The sequence below is a fragment of the Paraburkholderia lebeckiae genome (genome assembly GCF_050436325.1).
Classification (GTDB): Bacteria; Pseudomonadota; Gammaproteobacteria; order Burkholderiales; family Burkholderiaceae; genus Paraburkholderia; species Paraburkholderia tuberum.
On sequence record NZ_JBNDLZ010000003.1, the window covers coordinates 158,184 to 176,496 of the forward strand.

General features: G+C 64.4%; 12 protein-coding genes and 1 pseudogene. 6 read left to right on the forward strand and 7 right to left on the reverse strand.

Annotated features, from left to right (window positions below; all coding sequences use genetic code 11):
• The first annotated feature begins 76 nt into the window (after positions 1-76).
• Complete coding sequence (locus tag OKW44_RS18800; protein WP_035470072.1) at positions 77-1,669, forward strand: ABC-F family ATPase; 1,593 nt, start codon at positions 77-79, stop codon at positions 1,667-1,669.
• Between the two features lie 107 nt (positions 1,670-1,776).
• Here the strand turns inward: OKW44_RS18800 and OKW44_RS18805 are convergent, their stop codons facing one another.
• Positions 1,777-1,980 carry a DUF1289 domain-containing protein gene (locus OKW44_RS18805; RefSeq protein ID WP_018417706.1) on the reverse strand — a complete coding sequence of 68 codons (204 nt, stop codon included), beginning with the start codon at positions 1,978-1,980 and terminating at the stop codon, positions 1,777-1,779.
• Between the two features lie 129 nt (positions 1,981-2,109).
• Positions 2,110-3,406: pseudogene (locus tag OKW44_RS18810) on the reverse strand (Nramp family divalent metal transporter).
• A 523-nt stretch (positions 3,407-3,929) separates the two neighbouring features.
• Here OKW44_RS18810 and OKW44_RS18815 point away from each other — a divergent pair.
• From OKW44_RS18815 to OKW44_RS18830, 4 genes are all read left to right on the forward strand, one after another.
• A complete protein-coding gene (locus OKW44_RS18815; RefSeq protein WP_026225327.1) occupies positions 3,930-5,030 on the forward strand; it encodes a polyamine ABC transporter substrate-binding protein in 1,101 nt (366 codons plus the stop codon).
• Between the two features lie 90 nt (positions 5,031-5,120).
• Positions 5,121-6,287 (forward strand): ABC transporter ATP-binding protein, encoded by a 1,167-nt coding sequence (locus OKW44_RS18820; RefSeq protein WP_026225328.1) that lies wholly within the window; start codon positions 5,121-5,123, stop codon positions 6,285-6,287.
• Positions 6,284-7,216, forward strand: coding sequence for an ABC transporter permease subunit (locus tag OKW44_RS18825; RefSeq protein WP_018417710.1), 933 nt, complete (start codon positions 6,284-6,286; stop codon positions 7,214-7,216). Before OKW44_RS18820 ends, OKW44_RS18825 begins: the two co-directional genes overlap by 4 nt.
• Complete coding sequence (locus OKW44_RS18830) at positions 7,213-8,031, forward strand: ABC transporter permease subunit (protein ID WP_018417711.1); 819 nt, start codon at positions 7,213-7,215, stop codon at positions 8,029-8,031. The genes OKW44_RS18825 and OKW44_RS18830 overlap by 4 nt, the downstream gene beginning before the upstream one ends.
• A 247-nt stretch (positions 8,032-8,278) precedes the next feature.
• Here OKW44_RS18830 and OKW44_RS18835 read toward each other — a convergent pair whose 3' ends face one another.
• The 4 genes from OKW44_RS18835 to OKW44_RS18850 form a co-directional block, all read right to left on the reverse strand.
• Positions 8,279-9,769: a flavin-containing monooxygenase gene (locus OKW44_RS18835; protein WP_026225329.1), complete on the reverse strand. Its 1,491-nt coding sequence runs from the start codon at positions 9,767-9,769 to the stop codon at positions 8,279-8,281.
• A 141-nt stretch (positions 9,770-9,910) separates the two neighbouring features.
• On the reverse strand, positions 9,911-11,095 hold the full coding sequence (locus OKW44_RS18840; protein ID WP_018417714.1) for a tetratricopeptide repeat protein: 1,185 nt from the start codon (positions 11,093-11,095) through the stop codon (positions 9,911-9,913).
• Positions 11,096-11,273: 178 nt separating this feature from the next.
• Positions 11,274-11,954 (reverse strand): PspA/IM30 family protein, encoded by a 681-nt coding sequence (locus OKW44_RS18845; RefSeq protein WP_018417715.1) that lies wholly within the window; start codon positions 11,952-11,954, stop codon positions 11,274-11,276.
• A 449-nt stretch (positions 11,955-12,403) separates the two neighbouring features.
• The gene (locus OKW44_RS18850) at positions 12,404-13,090 is read right to left on the reverse strand and encodes a hypothetical protein (RefSeq protein ID WP_018417716.1); all 687 of its coding nucleotides are present in this window, start codon (positions 13,088-13,090) and stop codon (positions 12,404-12,406) included.
• A 559-nt stretch (positions 13,091-13,649) separates the two neighbouring features.
• Between OKW44_RS18850 and OKW44_RS18855 the strand changes: the two genes are divergently transcribed.
• A complete protein-coding gene (locus OKW44_RS18855; protein WP_018417717.1) occupies positions 13,650-16,151 on the forward strand; it encodes a penicillin-binding protein 1A in 2,502 nt (833 codons plus the stop codon).
• A 620-nt stretch (positions 16,152-16,771) separates the two neighbouring features.
• Here the strand turns inward: OKW44_RS18855 and OKW44_RS18860 are convergent.
• Positions 16,772-18,304: an efflux transporter outer membrane subunit gene (locus tag OKW44_RS18860; protein WP_018417718.1), complete on the reverse strand. Its 1,533-nt coding sequence runs from the start codon at positions 18,302-18,304 to the stop codon at positions 16,772-16,774.
• Positions 18,305-18,313: the final 9 nt, after the last annotated feature.

Consider the following 18,313-nt stretch of genomic DNA (forward strand, 5'->3'; position numbering starts at 1 on the left):
CAACTGTCGGGTTGAAATCTCTAAACCTGCTAAAATATTCGGTTTTTCGCCGATATCACATTCAAAGGGACGCGCTGTGCTGTCTACTGCCAATATCACCATGCAATTCGGGCCGAAGCCCCTCTTCGAGAACATTTCGGTCAAATTCGGGGGAGGGAACCGCTATGGCCTGATCGGTGCGAACGGCTGCGGCAAATCCACCTTCATGAAGATTCTGGGTTCGGATCTCGAGCCGAGCTCGGGCAACGTGATGCTCGAGCCGAATGTGCGCTTGGGCAAGCTGCGCCAGGACCAGTTCGCGTACGAAGACGTGCGCGTGCTCGACGTCGTGATGATGGGCCACGCCGAAATGTGGGCCGCGATGACCGAGCGCGACGCGATCTACGCGAACCCCGACGCGACCGACGACGACTACATGCACGCGGCCGAACTCGAAGCGAAGTTCGCCGAGTACGACGGCTACACGGCCGAAGCGCGCGCGGGCGAGCTGCTGCTCGGCATCGGCATCGCGATCGAAGACCACAACGGCCCGATGAGCAACGTGGCGCCCGGCTGGAAGCTGCGCGTGCTGCTCGCGCAGGCGCTGTTCTCGAAGCCGGACGTGCTGCTGCTGGATGAGCCGACCAACAACCTCGACATCAACTCGATCCGTTGGCTGGAAGATGTTCTCAACCAGTACAACTCGACGATGATCATCATCTCGCACGACCGGCACTTCCTGAACCAGGTCTGCACGCACATGGCCGACATGGACTACGGCACGCTGAAGGTCTATCCGGGCAACTACGACGACTACATGCTCGCCAGCACGCAGGCGCGCGAGCGTCAGCAGGCCGCCAACGCGAAGGCGAAGGAGCGCGTGGCCGATCTGCAGGACTTCGTGCGCCGCTTTTCGGCGAACAAGTCGAAGGCGCGCCAGGCCACCAGCCGTCTGAAGATGATCGACAAGATCAAGATCGAGGAATTCAAGCCGTCGTCGCGGCAGAACCCGTTCATTCGCTTCGAGTTCGAGAAGAAGCTGCACAACATCGCGGTGGTCGCCGACAGCATCTCCAAGAAATACGAGCGCTCGATCTTCAATAACTTCAGCATCAGCGTGCAGCCGGGCGAGCGCATCGCGATCATCGGCGAGAACGGCGCGGGCAAGACCACGCTGCTGCGCTCGCTGCTGGGCAATCTGCAACTCGACCACGGCACGGTGAAGTGGGCGGAAAACGCCAACGTCGGCTACATGCCGCAGGACACGTACGAAGAGTTTCCGAGCGACGTCACGCTGATGGACTGGATCGACCAGTACCGCAAGGAAGGCGACGACGAGCAGATGGTGCGCGGCACGCTCGGCCGGCTGCTGTTCAATGCGGACGACATCCGCAAGTCGGTCAAGGTGCTGTCGGGCGGCGAGAAGGGCCGCATGATCTGGGGCAAGCTGATGCTGGGCCGCCACAACGTGCTGCTGATGGACGAGCCGACCAACCACATGGACATGGAGTCGATCGAGTCGCTGCAGATCGCGCTCGACAAGTTCGACGGCACGCTGATTTTCGTCTCCCACGACCGCGAGTTCGTGAGCGGCCTCGCGAACCGGATCATCGAAGTGAAGACCAATGGCACGCTGAACGACTTCGGTGGCAACTATGAGGACTTCCTGACGAGTCAGGGCGTTCAATAAGCGCTTCGGTTCACGCTGATCGAATCGCGTCATAGCAAAAAGCCCGCTTCGTCGAAGCGGGCTTTTTTTATGGTCGCGTCAATGTGCGATGCGCGCAACGAACACGCTCACACCTTGTCGTTCTGAAACCGCATCGCCGTGCCTTCCCGTTCGATCCGAGCCCAGATCGCGCGCTTTTCCTCGTCGCTGAGGAACACCCAGTTCGACACTTCGGTGGCGGTTCGGCCGCAGCCTTTACAGACCTCGTCGAAGAGCGTGGAGCAGACGCCGATGCACGGGCTGTCGGGAAGATCGTGGAGATTCGAAGTCATCGGAAACCTTGAGGCGGGGAGGCGAAGTCCCGCTATGTTAACCGATGCGCGCCGTGCGCCTCGCACGCGCCGCTCAGCGTCGTGCGGACTTCATGTCAATTGCGCTGACCTTTGCGTCTGCGATCACGCCTAAGTCGCCAGTTGCCACATCAGCGCGCCATTGAGCGCAATGATGAACGCCGCCGACAGCCATGACAGCACGAGCGGCACGCCGTGCACGCGCCAGCCGCGCATCAGCGCCGCATCGGACGCGCAGCGGATCAGCGGCACGACCGCGAGCGGCAATTGCAAGCTCAGCACGACCTGGCTCGCGACCAGCAACTGATTCGAGCCATGCTGGCCGAACACGCCCACCGCGAGCAGGGCCGGCCCGATCGCGAGCGCACGCGTGAGCAGCGCGCGTTTCCAGCGCGGTAACCGCAGCCGCAGGAAGCCCTCCATCACCGTCTGACCGGCCAGCGTGCCGGTGACGGTCGCGCTGAGCCCGCACGCGAGCAGCGCCGTCGCGAACAGGATGCCGGCCCAGCGGCTGCCGACGAGCGGCGCGATCAGCCGATGCGCATCGGCCAGATCGGTCACGTCGCGATGGCCGCTCGCATAGAACACGGCGGCCGCGACGATCAGCAGCGCCGCGTTGATCACGAACGCGAACGCAAGCGAGCCGAAAGTATCGAGATTGACGACGTGCAGCGCGGCCTTGATCTGCGCGTCGCTGCTGTCGGGCGCGTGATGCTTGACGAGCGCCGAATGCAGATACAGGTTGTGCGGCATGACCGTCGCGCCGACGATGCCCGCCGCGAGCCACAGCATGCCCGCGTTTCTGATCAGCTCGAGGCTCGGCGCCGTACCGGCCAGCGCCGCGTGCCAGTCGGGTCGCGCGAGCGCGAGCTGCACGACGAAGCACAGGCCGACGAAGCCGATCAGCGCGGCGATCACCGCCTCCAGCCTGCGGCCGCCTTTCTGCTGGAGCGCGAGCAGCGCGAAGGTGCAGACCGCCGACATCAGCACGCCGACCGTCAGCGATACGCCGAGCAGCAGTTGCAGCGCGACCGCGCTGCCGACCACCTCGGCGACATCGCAGGCGATGATCGCGACCTCGCTCGTCAGCCACAGGAACAGCGTCGCGCGCCGGCCATTGCGCTCGCGGCACAATTGCGCGAGGTCGCGCCCGGTCACGACGCCGAGGCGCGACGACAGCCACTGCATCAGCATCCCCATCAGGCTCGACAGCAGCACGATGCCGAGCAGGCCGTAGCCGTAGCCCGCGCCGGCGCCGAGCGCGGTCGCCCAGTTGCCGGGATCGATATAGCCGACCGCGATCAACGCGCCGGCGCCGAGGGAACGAGAACCAGTGCGCCGGACGCGTCGGCTCGCCCGGCAGACGCCGGCGCCGGTCGGGACGCATCGCGAAAGGATTGGTGTTCATCGTGCCAGAGCTTCTGGGAAACGCATCCTGCCGCAAGTCACATGCCCATCGCACGCGCGCAGCGGCTGGCCGGACATCGCGCGACGACGTCGCGCAATACGCATCAAAAGATCATGATAGGAGCATTCGAGCCGTCGTGGCGGCGCCGCGCGCATGAAAGGCGCGCCGGACGCCGACGCGGCTCTGCACCGTCCGGCACTCGTGCGGGCCAGAGCGGCGCACCGCCCAGGTGCGAGCCAACGCCGAGCTGACAACCAGATAACAGCGACTCGACGAAACCCTCGCAGCCGGTGCCCAGCGCGGATAGAGCGCGGCCGACGCCCGCGTATTTTTCGGTAGACAGGCGCCGATAACCCGTTAAAATTGCGCCCATTTTGCAAGGGTGCGGCCAGAGCCTGTACCGTTTGCGCGACAGCTCCGGGTTTTTTTTTGTGCGGGCAATAATTGGTGGTAGTTTTCGGGGTTTTCAGGGGACCGTGCAGGCGACGGCGCGGCTTGAGTGACGAGAGGATCGGAGAACGAGATGAACAAGCGGATAGTGGGGCATATGGCGGCGCTGGTCTTGTGCGCGACGCCGTGGTTGACGGCTGCTGCGAAGGATACGCAGCTCAACGTATATAACTGGTCTGACTACATCGCGAAGGACACGATCCCGAACTTCACCAAACAGACCGGCGTCCAGGTCAAGTACGACAACTACGACAGTGACGACACGCTGCAGGCGAAGCTGCTCACCGGCAACTCGGGCTACGACATCGTCGTGCCGACCAGCAACTACGCGGGCAAGCAGATTGCCGCGGGCATCTTCGAGCCGCTCGACAAATCGAAGCTGCCGAACCTGAAGTACCTCGACCCGTCGCTGATGGCGCTCGTCGCCGGCGCCGATCCAGGCAACAAGTACGTGGTGCCCTGGGCGTACGGCACGACCGGCCTCGGCTACAACGTGACGAAGGTCCAGCAGATCCTCGGCAAGGACGCGCCGCTCGATAGCTGGGACATCCTGTTCAAGCCGGAAAACATCTCGAAGCTGAAGGCCTGCGGCGTGTCGGTGCTCGACGCGCCGGACCAGATGTTCGCAGCCGCGCTGCACTATATCGGCAAAGACCCGATGAGCACGAACCCGGCCGACTACCGCGCCGCGCTCGCGATGCTGAAAAAGATCCGCCCGTATATCACGCAGTTCAACTCGTCGGGCTACATCAACGACCTCGTCGGCGGCGACATCTGCTTCGCGTACGGCTGGTCGGGCGACGTCGTGATCGCCAAGCATCGCGCGATCGAGGCGAAGAAGCCGTACAAGATCGAGTACTTCGTGCCGAAGGGCGGCGCGCCGGTGTGGTTCGACGTGATGGCGATTCCGAAGGATGCGAAGCACAAGGAAGCCGCGCTCGAGTGGATCAACTACATCGAGACGCCGCAGGTGCACGCTGCGATCACCAACGCCGTGTACTACCCGAGCGTCAATATGGAAGCGCGCAAGTACGTGGACAAGGACGTCGCGAACGACCCGGCCGTGTACCCGTCGCCGGAAACCATCAAGACGCTGTTCCTGTTGAAGCCGCTGCCGCAGGAAATCCAGCGGCTGCAAACGCGGCTGTGGACCGAGTTCAAGTCCGGCCGCTAGGCGCGGCAACAAACAGATAAGCAGCCTATGAAGCCCTCGGTGTTCACCGGGGGCTTTGTTCGTCAAACGCCGGAGTGAAGCAGCATTATGATGAGTAGTGACCAGCCGGGCGCGCTGGCCGGGACGGCCGTGCCGTCGACGGGCTCGAACGCCGCTACGGGCGACGCAGCGGAGCAGTACATCCAGATCGTCGATGTCGTGAAGAAGTTCGGCGAGACCGTCGCGGTCAAAGGGGTCAATCTGACGGTGAAGAAGGGCGAGCTGTTCGCGCTGCTCGGCAGCTCGGGCTGCGGCAAGTCGACGTTGCTGCGCATGATGGCCGGGCTCGAAACCGTGACGTCGGGCAAGATCCTGATCGATGGCGAAGATCTCGCGCAACTGCCGCCGTATCGCCGGCCGGTCAACATGATGTTCCAGTCGTATGCGCTCTTTCCGCACATGACGGTCGAGGCGAACGTGGCGTTCGGTCTGAAGCAGGAAGGCGTGCCGAAGGCCGAGCTGAAAGACCGCGTGCACAACGCGCTCGAACTCGTGCAGATGGGCCGCTTCGCGAAGCGCAAGCCGCATCAGCTGTCGGGCGGCCAGCAGCAGCGCGTTGCGCTCGCGCGCTCGCTCGTCAAGCGGCCGAAGCTGCTGCTGCTCGACGAGCCGATGTCGGCGCTCGACAAGCAGATCCGCCAGCGCACGCAGATCGAGCTTGTCAACATTCTCGACCAGGTCGGCGTCACCTGCATGATGGTCACGCACGATCAGGAGGAAGCGATGACGATGGCCAACCGCCTCGCCGTAATGAGCGAAGGCCAGATCGTGCAGCTCGGCACGCCGCATGAAGTCTACGAGTACCCGAACAGCCGTTTCTCGGCGGAATTCATCGGCTCGACCAATCTGTTCGAAGGCCATACGGTCGAGGACGAACCCGATCACGTGTTCATCGAAACGCCGGATCTGACGTGCCATTTGCACGTCAATCACGGCATCAGCGGTCCGCTCGGCATGCCGGTGACGATCTCGGTGCGCCCCGAACGCATCGCCCTCACGCGTAAGCCGCCGGAGGGCGCCTACAACTGGGGCAGGGGCGTCGTCACGAATATCGCGTACATGGGCGGCTATTCGCTGTATCACGTGAAGCTCGACGGCGGCAAGACCGTGATCGCGAACGTGACGAGCCTGGCGCTCACCGAAATCGATCCGCCGTCCTGGGGCGACGAAGTCTACGTGCGCTGGAGCGCATCGGCCGGCGTGGTGCTGACGTCATGAAAGAGGCGCTTTCGTCGTTTTTCGCGTGGCCAGCGCAGCGTCTGAAGTTCACGGGACGCACCGCGGTGGTGGCGGGGCCGTTCATCTGGCTGCTGCTGTTTTTCCTCGTGCCGTTCCTGCTGGTCGTGAAGATCAGCTTCGCCGATTCGCAGCTCGGCATTCCGCCGTACACGCAGCTCGTCACCTTCGCGGAAGGCGCGCTGCACATCACGCTCGATCTGTCGCACTACGCGTTTCTGTTGACCGACAGCCTCTACTTCGCGACCTATGTGAATTCAGTCGTGGTCGCGGCGATTTCGACCGTGCTGTGTCTGCTGATCGGCTATCCGATGGCGTACTACATCGCGCGCTCCAATCCGGCCACCCGCAATCTGCTGATGATGGCCGTGATGCTGCCATTCTGGACCTCGTTCCTGATCCGCGTGTACGCATGGATCGGCATTCTGAAGAACAACGGGCTGCTGAATAACTTCCTGATGTCGGTCGGCCTGATCCATTCGCCGATCGAGCTGTATCACACGAACACGGCGGTCTATATCGGCATGGTCTATTCGTACCTGCCGTTTCTCGTGATGCCGCTGTACGCGCATCTCGTGAAAATGGACCTGACCTTGCTGGAAGCCGCCTATGACCTCGGCGCGAAGCCGTGGAAGGCGTTCTGGCAGATCACGCTGCCGCTGTCGAAGAACGGCATCGTCGCCGGCTGTCTGCTGGTGTTCATTCCGGCGGTCGGCGAGTACGTGATTCCTGAGCTGCTCGGCGGCGCGAACACGCTGATGATCGGCCGCGTGATGTGGAATGAGTTCTTCGACAACGCCGACTGGCCGATGGCATCCGCCGTCACGTGCGCGATGGTGTTGCTGCTGCTGGTGCCGATGGCGCTGTTCCAGCATGCCCAGGCGAAGGCATTGGAGGAGGGCCGCCAGTGAAGCCGAATCGCATGCTGCAGCTGATCGCTCTGGGCATCGGCTTTCTGTTTCTGTATATCCCGATCGTCAGCCTCGTCGTGTATTCGTTCAACGAATCGCAACTGGTGACGGTGTGGACGCGCTTCTCGACGCGCTGGTACGCGGCGCTGTTGCAGGACGGCGAGCTGATCACGTCGGCGTGGCTGTCGCTGCGTATCGGCCTGCTCACGGCGTTCGCGTCGGTGATCATCGGTACGTGGGCCGGCTTCGTGCTCGCGCGCATGGGGCGCTTTCGCGGCTTCACGCTGTACACCGGCATGATCAACGCGCCGCTGGTGATCCCCGAAGTGATTCAGGGCATCTCGCTGTTGCTGCTATTCATCGAAATGGCGCGCTGGATCGGCTGGCCGGCCGAACGCGGCATCTTCACGATCTGGATCGGTCACGTGATGCTGTGTATTTCGTACGTCGCGATCATCGTGCAATCGCGCGTGCGCGAACTGCATCCGTCGCTCGAGGAAGCCGCGCTCGACCTCGGCGCGACACCGCTGCGCGTGTTCTTCTTCGTCACGCTGCCGCTGATCTCACAGGCGCTGGTGTCGGGCTGGCTGCTGTCGTTCACGCTGTCGATCGACGACGTGGTGCTGTCCGCGTTCCTGTCGGGTCCCGGTTCGACGACCTTGCCGCTCGTCGTGTTCTCGCGCGTGCGACTTGGTCTGAACCCGGAGATGAATGCGCTCGCGACGCTGTTCATCGCGGTCGTCACGGTCGGCGTCGTCGCGGCGAACTTCTTCATGCAGCGCGCCGAGCGCAAGCGGGTCATGATGGCGGTTTGAGCTTGCGCGACGCGCGGACATCGCGCGCGACGCGTGATCGAACTGGAAATCGCGGCCCTCACTTCTTCTCAAGATAGCGATGATCGAGTCCCTTCTGCGCGTGCTGGACTGGCAGCCGCTCTATCGGCTGTGGGAACTGATCGTGATCATCGTGAAGTTTCTGTGGGAGCTGTTGCGGTTGCTGAGCGGTGGCGGATAACGAATGCGCCGGCCCATGCCCAAGGCGCCGGATTGCCATTGTGCGGACTCAAGGCGCGAAGCGGTAATCCTGCGGCCGCACGCGGCGCGTACGCTTGCGAAAGCTGAACGTGAAGCCGGGCCAGATCGCGGTGACTTTGCCGCTCTGCGTCTGATACCAGCTGTGGCAGCCGCTCGTCCACACCGCGTGCCGCATCGCCTGTTGCAAACGCGCGTTGAAATCGCGCTGCACGTCGGCGCGCAAGGTCATCGTGCGCGCATTCTGTTTGCGCAGCACGCGCAGGCAATCGCCGATATACCGCAGTTGCGACTCGATCATATAGATCATCGAGTTATGGCCGAGCCCCGTGTTCGGGCCGGCGATCATGAAGAAGTTCGGGAAGTTCGCGATGCTCGTGCCGAAATAGGCCTCGGGGCCATCGCGCAGCCAGAGCGTGCTGAGGTCGGTGCCATCGAGGCCGGTCACTTCGAACGGCGCGGGCACGTCGTTGACCTGGAAGCCGGTGCCGCAGATGATCGCGTCCGCGCGGTGATGCACACCGTCGTCGGTCACGATGCCATCCGCGACGATCTCGCGGATACCGCTCGTCACGACGTCGACGTTCGGCTGACAGACGGCCGGGTAATAGTCGCTCGACAGCAGCACGCGCTTGCAGCCGAGCCGGTAGTTCGGCGTGAGCTTCGCGCGCAGCGCCGGGTCTTTGACGCGTCGCTGCAGATAGCTGAGGCCGAACTTCATCGGCATCTTCATCAGCTTCGGATTGACGACGAACGCGATCCCACGCGACTCGAGCTGCCAATAGATCGCGCTGCGAACGAAGCGCTGCGTGAACGGCAGCGTGCGGAACAGCCATTGCGCGTGCGGGCCGATCGGCTTGTCGCGTTTCGGCATCACCCACGGCGCGGTGCGCTGGAACAGAGCCAGATGCGCGACACGCGGCTGGATTTTCGGCACGAACTGGATCGCGCTCGCACCGGTGCCGATTACCGCGACGCGTTTGCCGTCGAGCGGATAGACGTGATCCCAGCGCGCCGAATGGAACAGCTTGCCCTCGAAACGTTCGATGCCGGCGATGCGCGGCAGCGCGGGACGCGACAGCGGACCGTTCGCGGCGATCAGCACGTCGGCCTCGACGATTTCGCGCGCGCCGTTCGTGTCGAGCTCGACGAGCCAGATCTGCCGCGCTTCGTCGAAGCGCACGGCGCTCACTTTCGCATTGCAACGCACGTAGCGATCGACGCCGTACTTGCGCGCGCAGTGCTGCAGATACGCGAGAATTTCGGCCTGGCTGCTGAACGAGCGCGACCACGCCGGATTCGCCTCGAACGAGAACGAATAGAGATGCGAGGGGACATCGCAGGCCGCGCCGGGGTAGGTATTGTCACGCCACGTGCCGCCGATGCCGCTCGCGGCCTCATAGACCGTAAACGACGTGATGCCCATTTGCTGCAGACGGATGGCCATGCCGATGCCGGCAAAGCCACTGCCGACGATCGCAATGCGCAGCGCGGTGGATGAAGCGGAAGGGACAGGCGTCACGGCGGTCTCCGGCACGGGGCGAAAGCGGCGGGTGAAACGATAGCGGCTCCGGCGCGCTGGACTCGCGCGGCGCGACGGGCAGGGGCGAAATCGCGCGTCTACAGCCTGTCTTTTCATTCGACGCGGATCGATCGGGTTCGATCAGGTATCGGTCCAACCGCCGGAATCGTCGTTGCTGCCCATATCGATGCCGCCGCCGCTGCCGTCATCGTTCCAGTCGTTCGAACCCTGACCGAAGTCGAGGCCGCCGCCGTTTGCGCCGTCGTCGCCGCGCCGGCGCAGTTCGTCGGGGTCGACGACCACGTCGCGCTCGACTACGCGGTCACGCCCATGACTGAGCGCCTCGCCAAGCAGCACGCCGGTCAGCAGACCGCCCATGCCGCCACCCATGCCACCACCTTGCTGCACGATGACCTGCGGCTGCTGCTGATAGGGACCCTGTTGCGGATAAGGCGGTTGCGGGTTGCCGAAGCGCTCGGCCTCCTGCGCGTACGTCGATTGCTGAGCGGTGCCCACGGACGCGGCGGTCGGATCGGGCCGGCCGTCGGCGCGCGCGCGCAGGCTCGCGATGCGCTGCTCGAATTCGTCGAGTGCATAGGGCGGCAGCGGATTCTTGCCGTTCGACAGCGTTTCGACGGCGCCGCGCAACTGCTCTTCGGTCGCTTCGACGTCTTTCTCGAGCAACTCGTGACCCGGCGTGGTGGACAGCTTCACGTCGAGCTTGATCGAACGCACCGTGTTGAGCATGTCGGTGGCGCGCTTCAATTGCGCGCGGCGGTCCTCGTCGGCGCGCGTGTCTTCCTGGCTGCGCGCGCGGCGCAAGGTCCAGCGCAGCACGAGCGCGATCACCGCGATCAGAACAATGATACCGATCCACATACCCACCCCCGGACCATGCCGTTGTTGCGCTTGCGACATCATCGCCGACTGTTGCTGCACAGCAGGCGCATTCTGCTGCGCGAACGGATTCGCGGCGTGACGGGTGACGTTGCCGCCCGCGCGTTCCGCGTCGCGGCGCAGGCGCGCTTCGGTTTGCGCGAAGCGGCCCGGGTCGGTGAAGCGGATCTGCGGATCGAGCGTCTTTGCCTGTTGGAGCTGCGCGAGCGCCTCGGCGGAACGGCCTTCGCGATCGAGCACCTGGGCGTACAGATAGTGCGCGTGCGCGTTGTTCGGATGCGCTTGCAACACTTCGGTGAGGCCGGCGTCGGCCTGCTGCCAGTTGCCCTGCGACATCGCCGATTCGATTTGCTGAGCGGTCGGCACCGCGAACGCCGCGGCCGACACGAGCAGCAGCGAAGCGAAGGCGGTTGCGAAAAGTTTTTTCATTTGCGGACCGGGCGGGGCGCGCCCGTCTCCATCAGTCGATTGCGGTGGCTGCCTGTGGCGGCCGGTATGCCGGTGCGTTCAGAAGCGAGCGCACCGGCATGTACTGCTACTGCCGTTGTCATTGCCGCGCGTACTTGCTGTGCGTACTTGCTGTGAAGCGGGTACACGCATCCAGCATTCACTGCGCCGGCGTATTGAGCTGCTTCTTCAGCGCTTCGAGCCGATCGTCGACGGACGGGCCGCGGTTCAGATCCGCGAGCTTGTCGTCGAGCGCCTTGCCGCTTTTCTCGTCGGCGGAGTTCAGCCGTGCGTCGGAACGCGCGTTCGACAGCGCGACTTTATCTTCGAGCTTCTGGAAATCCTCGGACAGGTTCTTGCCGCCGATGCCGCCGAGTGCGGTGGCCGCGGTATCTTTCGCCTGCGCGATCTGCTGCTTGGCTTGCAGGATGTTCGAGCGCGCGTTCAGGTCGTTGCGGCGCGTGCGCATGTCCTCGATCTGGCTCTTCAGTTGCGCGACCGACGGCTCCAGCGAAGTCAGTTCTTTCGTCAGCGCATCGCGTTCGGCTTCGGCCGTGGCCTGCGCGCCGAGCGCTTCACGCGCGAGCGCTTCGTCGCCGGACTGCAGCGCCCGGCGAGCACCGTCTTCATACTTCTTCGCCTTGTCCGCGGCAACATCGCGCTTGCTTTGCTGGGTGGCGACCTGCGCCTGAATCTCGATCAGCGAGTTTTCGGCCTTGCCGATGCTGTCGTCGAGTTCGCGCACGATCTGGCGCGAGTCGCGCGACGGATCCTGCACCGAGTCGGCCGCATCGTTCAAAAGACCTTTGAGCGTGCGCGAAATGCTGTCGAAAAGCGACATGAAAACCTCCAGAGAATGTGAGCGGCGCCGACGATGCGTGTGCGCCTGACTGCCTTGAATCATTGCTACTTTACGCCGCCGCGCGCCATGCTGCGCAACGTTCGGACCGGAGTTCGGGGCGCGCTTGCCAATTGCAATAGCGCGGTCCGTTTTTGTTGGGGCGCAAAGCCGGGTTGAGGATTGTCTGGATGATGGAAAGCCGCGATGGGCATGGACTTGACGGCGGATATTACACCATCGGCTGTGTTGAAGATGGCTTAATCGATGCGGCTTGCCGAAGGCCCGAACGATGCGCGAAAAGCCGCTGTTTGCGCGTGTGGGCGGGTGTTACCGCGCGACGTTTTCACGCAGGTGTCACTGATGTAACGATATGCAACGGGGACTCGTTGCGTACGCCCGCGTGCTGGCTCGGATGCAGTGATTGCGGCTCGGCGCGCGGTAATTTACTGTCACGCGAAGCGGCCGCCTTCGGCGCTCGGGTCGCTGTGCGGTTCGTCGTCGTCGGAGTCCGGGTCGTTGTGGCGGCGCTTGAGTGAGTTGCGCAGACGCGCCGACGTGCCGGCCAGCCGTTTCGATGCGGCGTTGTCGATTGCGTCCGCTTCGGCGTTTTCCGCGTTTTCGGCGGCTCGTGCTGCCGTCAGACGCGCGACGGCTTCGGCGGTGGCCGCGGCCTGTTCGTCCTGCTCGGCGGCGAGCGCGGCGGCGACGCCCGCGGGAAGCAGCGGGGCGGGAGGATCCGCAGCGTCGGTCGCGAGAGCGGGTCGACCGGCTTGCTGCATCGAGGGCGAATCCACGGCACCGGCCGCGCCGGCAGCCGCGCTTGCCGCGGCGGCCGCCGCCGGAGCCGCCGCGTCTTTCTCGTGCGCTTGCAGCGCTACCGGCAGCACGGCGCGCGCATAGCGCGTACCGCGCGCGACGCGCTGCAGCGCCGCGTTCAGCGGATCGGGCGCGCGCGGCGCGCGCAGCCGGTCGACGATGCTCGCGGCCTTGACCTGTTCGCTGGTCGCGCCGAAGCTCAGCACCGCGCGCCGCATCAGTTCACTCACGCTGATGCCCAGATCCTCGGCAGTCGCGGTGATCGCACGTTTCTGCGCGGTCGTGACGAACACGACGATGCGCTCACTGGGCTTGGACATGATCGACTCGCAGTCTTGTTAGCATGGGCGGGTCGGCGCGTGCCTCCGGATACGGTGTCGGAACCCGTCATCGGAACTGCCGTTGGATCCCGCCGTTCGGGTCCCCATCGCGCGCATCGAGGGACGCGCGCGGGGTTCATCATATGACGAGTTGCGACGCCACGGAACAAGCGCGGTGCGAAAATCCCGTGACATCAATGAGTTGTCGTGTTTGCGGCCGGCTTGTCCACAGCCCTTTCAACAGAAAATGTTGATAACCCCGCATAAGCTGCGCGTCGCACGCACGCTGCAATGCGCGCTGCGCGAAATTACAGACCCTTACCAGGAAAAGGCGGCCGGCGAAGGGAATTCTTACAAAAAAACTGCCTTGGACCGCTGCCGATTTCTTTAAAATGTGCCGTTACGTTGCGCCGGACATGGTCCGAGGCGTGCCGTGCGGCCGGCCGGGGGCAAGGTCCGCAGGGCGGCGTACGTCCCGGCCAGGATGTCGAACACGACCCATGCGCGCGCCGCGAGCGCGTGCAGACAGGCGCGCAGTCGCGGGCCCCTTATTCCAGTCATGCCAATCATCAAACGACCGCATTCCTCGAACTCTCCGGCCGGTGAAGACCGGGACTCCCACCAACGCACCCCTGGACGCAATGCCGCTTCGCGCGAGCCCGAGCGCGGCCGTCGATCGATCGGCGCGTCGCTCGTGCTGTGGTTCTTCGGCCTGATCGCGACCGTCGTCGTGGTCGGGGCGCTGATCGTCGGCTATGCGCTCGTCGTGATGGGGCCGCAATTGCCGTCGCTCGACGCGCTGACCGACTATCGCCCGAAAGTTCCGCTGCGCGTCTACACCGCCGATCACGTGCTGATCGGCGAATTCGGCGAGGAGCGGCGCAGCCTCGTGCGCTTCCAGGACATCCCCGACCAGATGAAAAAAGCGGTGCTCGCGATCGAGGACTACCGCTTTTACGAACACGGCGGCGTCGACTTCGTCGGCATCCTGCGCGCCGGTTTCGCCGATCTTGCGCATGGCGGCGCATCGCAGGGCGCGAGCACGATCACGATGCAGGTCGCGCGCAACTTCTTCCTCTCCAGCGAGAAAACGTACACGCGCAAGATCTACGAGATGCTGCTCGCGTACAAGATCGAGCGCGCGTTGACGAAGGACCAGATCCTCGAGCTGTACATGAACCAGATCTATCTGGGCGAGCGCGCGTACGGCTTCGCCGCGGCCGCGCGCGTGTATTTCGGCAAGGACCTGAAGGACCTCACGCTGGCCCAGGCCGCGATGCTCGCGGGTCTGCCGAAGGCGCCGTCCGCGTATAACCCGGTCGTCAATCCGAAACGCGCGAAGATCCGTCAGGAGTACATCCTGCGACGCATGCTCGAGCTGAACTACATCACGCAGCAGCAGTACGACCAGGCCGTGAAGGAAGAGATTCAGACGAAGAATCCGGGCAACGAGTACAGCGTGCACGCCGAGTACGTCGCCGAAATGGTGCGGCAGATGATGTACGCGCAGTACAAGGACGAAACCTATACGCGCGGCCTGAACGTCACGACCACGATCGATTCCGCCGATCAGGACGCCGCGTATCGCGCGGTGCGCAAGGGCGTGATGGACTACGAGCGGCGCCACGGCTATCGCGGACCGGAAGGCTTCGTGCAGTTGCCCGAGGCGGGCGACGACCGTGACCAGACGATCGACGACGCGCTGACCGATCATCCGGACAACGGCGAGATCATCGCCGGCGTGGTGACGGACGCAAGCGCGAAGCAGGTGGTCGCGCAACTGGTCGACGGTACGCAGGTGACGGTGTCGGGCGACGGCCTGCGCTTCGTCGCCGCGGCGCTGAGCCCGCGCGCGAACGCGACGCTGCGCATCAAGCCGGGTTCGATCGTGCGCCTCGTCGCCGACGACAAGGGCAACTGGCAGATCACGCAGCTGCCGCAGGTTGAGGGCGCGCTCGTGTCGCTGACGCCGCAGGACGGCGCGATCCGCGCGCTGATCGGCGGTTTCGACTTCAACAAGAACAAGTTCAACCATGTGACGCAAGCGTGGCGCCAGCCGGGTTCGAGCTTCAAGCCGTTCATCTATTCGGCGGCGCTCGACAAGGGGCTCGCACCGGCGACGATCATCAACGACGCGCCGCTGTACTTTCCGCCGAGCACGCCGGGCGGCGACGCATGGGAGCCGAAGGACGACGACCAGCCTGACGGTCCGATGTCGATGCGCGTCGCGCTGCAGAAGTCGAAGAACCTCGTGTCGATCCGCATCCTGTCGTTCATCGGCACCAAATACGCGCAGGACTTCGTCACGCAGCGCTTCGGCTTCGACGCCGACAAGACCCCGCCGTATCTGCCGATGGCGCTGGGCGCTGGCCTCGTCACGCCGCTGCAGTCGGCGGGCGCGTACTCGGTGTTCGCGAACGGCGGCTACCGGATCAATCCGTATCTGATCAACGAAGTGACTGACGCGCGTGGCGTGGCGATCTCGCGCGCGCAGCCGCTCGTCGCTGGGCACGATGCGCCGCGCACGCTAGAGCCGCGTAACGCATACATCATGAACAGCCTCTTGCACTCGGTCGCGACCGAGGGTACGGGAGCAGGCACCAACGTGCTGAAGCGCTCGGACCTGCAGGGCAAGACCGGTACGACCAACGACGCGAAGGACGGCTGGTTCGCCGGCTATCAGCAGTCGCTGGTGGCGGTCGCGTGGATGGGCTACGACCAGCCGAAGAGTCTCGGCAGCCGCGAATTCGGCGCGCAGCTCGCGCTGCCGATCTGGGTCGAGTACATGCAGCGCGCGCTGCGCGGTGTGCCACAGGCCGAGCCGCAGCAACCCGACGGTGTGACGGTGATGAACGGCGAGCTGTTCTTTACCGACAAGTTGCCTGGGCAAGGCTTCGTCGCGAGCATCGGTCTCGATTCGGGCAATCCGATGGCCGGCGCGACCGATACGGTGGGCGGTGTCGGGCCGGCGGGCATGACGCCGCCGGTGGTGCCGCCGCCGAGCGTGTCGACGAACGAGAAGAAGCAGATAATGGATCTGTTCGAGTCGAACAAGCCTTGATGTAGAAGCCTTATACGGCGGGGCTTTTCCGCGGTGTGCCACAAAATCTGTTCACAGTGCACCGAAAGTGTGATCATTTTCCGGCGCCTTAGCTCGTTGCAACGAGCTAAGGCGCCGGCGTGGTATGCAGAGCAGCACGGTGTCGCTCTGCACATGCCAACTCACCCGCGTGTGGCGCACGTCGTGAAACCTGAACTTCTCGGTGATGCCCACGCGTCGACGCGCCGCGCGCCACTCGTAATCGTTCCATCGGTCGACGGGTTCGCCGCCCTCTGTTGAATGGTCGGTTAACGATTCCCTACTGACCCGATCCTTCTCTGCGGCCTGCGTGCGCGAATGTATCGGGGGCTGAATCCATCGCGCGCTCAAGCACTTGGGCGCGATCTCCAGGCTTTATCAACAGGTCTTTCAACACATTCTGTGGATAACGGACCCGGCCGTTGTTTTCCCTTCGTGATTCCGCCCGACCGCGCTCTATTGCTTCAAAGCTGCTCCCTTGCACGACTTGCACGACAATGCGATTCGCTTCAAGCACTTAGACGCTTAGCCCCAGGCTTATCAACAAGTCTGTCAACACAAACTGGGGATAAGTGCGCCGCACTCCGTAGGGAATCCCAGGTTTAATTCGATGCGGTTGTGTTCGGTGTACCGACAGACGACGTCCCTCTTTGATCAACCGGCGGATTCCCCATCGCCTGAAACAACGCGGCCGTATCCGTCAGCCGCGCGCTCATATAGCGGATCTCATCGAGCTGCGCGTTGCGCCATTGCTGCTCGCTCGAACGCGTCGCGGCGACGGGCAGCGCGCCGAGCCGATAGCGCGCCGAGGTCTCATTGAACACGCCCTGTGCCGAACGCGCGGCGACGTTCGCGGCATCGAGCGACTGCGCGTCGTGCTCGAGCGAGGCGAGCGTGTCGGCGACGTTCTGAAACGCGGCCAGCACGGTCTGTTTGTATTGCGACACGCTCGCTTCGTACGTGTGCTGCGCCGCGCGGCGCTGCGCGAGCAGCGCGCCGCCATGAAACAGCGGTTGCGACAGCGACGCGCCGATGCTCCAGATGGCCCCCGCACCGGACATCGCGACCGGCCAGCTAAACCCGCCTTGTCCCATCGATGCCGACAGCGACAGACTCGGGAACATCTGCGCGGTGGCGACGCCGACATCGGTCGCCGCGGCCTTCAGCGCGGCGTCGGCGGCCTCGATGTCAGGTCGCGTGCGCAGCAGCTCCGACGGCACGACCACCGGCACCTGCTCCGGCACATGCAACTGCGCGAGATCGATGTCGTCGGGCGCGGCATCGGGTGTGCGGCCAAGCAGCACCGCGAGCGCGTGACGCGTAGTGAGCCACTGTTGCTTCAGCGCCGGCAGACTTGCCGACACGCTCGCCGCGCTCTGCTGCGCGTTCAGCAGATCGGCATGCGATACCGCGCCGAGCGCGAAGCGCCGTTCGGTATCGCGCGCCTGATCGTTGGCGAGGACCACGAGCCGCTCGGTCGTATCGATCTGAGCATGCAGCGCGGCGCTCGTGATCGTCGCGGTCACGATGTTCGCGGCGAGCGCGCGCCGCGCCGCCTCGAGCTGGTAGACCTGCACGTTCACGCGCGCGGCGAGCGCCGCGTTCGCGAGCCGCGCGGCGCCGAACAGATCGAACGTGTAGTGCGCCTGCAACTGACCGACGAACACGTTGTACAGAAACGTGTTCGGTCCGATCTCGGGGATCGCGAGCGCGCGATTGCGGGTGGCCTGGCCGCCGGCGTCGATGGTCGGCAGCAGCGAGCTGCCGACCTGCGCGCGCAATTGCTCGCGCGCGGCGGCGAGACTGCGGTCGGTCGCGTCGAGCGTTGGACTATTGCGCAGGCCTTCTTCGACGAGCGCGTTCAGCGCATCCGAGCGGTACAGCTTCCACCATTCGGGCACCGGCTGCGCGCCGGTCACGAACTCCTGCGTGACGCCCTGCGCGGGCACGGTTTGCGTCGGTAGCGGCTCGGCACCGTAGTGCGCGGGCTGCGGCATCGCGGGCGCTTCGCCGTTCGGTCCGAACGAGCAGGCGCCGAGCATGCAGGTGATGCTGGCAATGCTGGTGGCAAGCGTGGTACGGGCCAGCGCGTCGAAGCGCGCGCGGCGGTGGCCGGATAGGGCGGGAATAGTCATGCTCGTGCT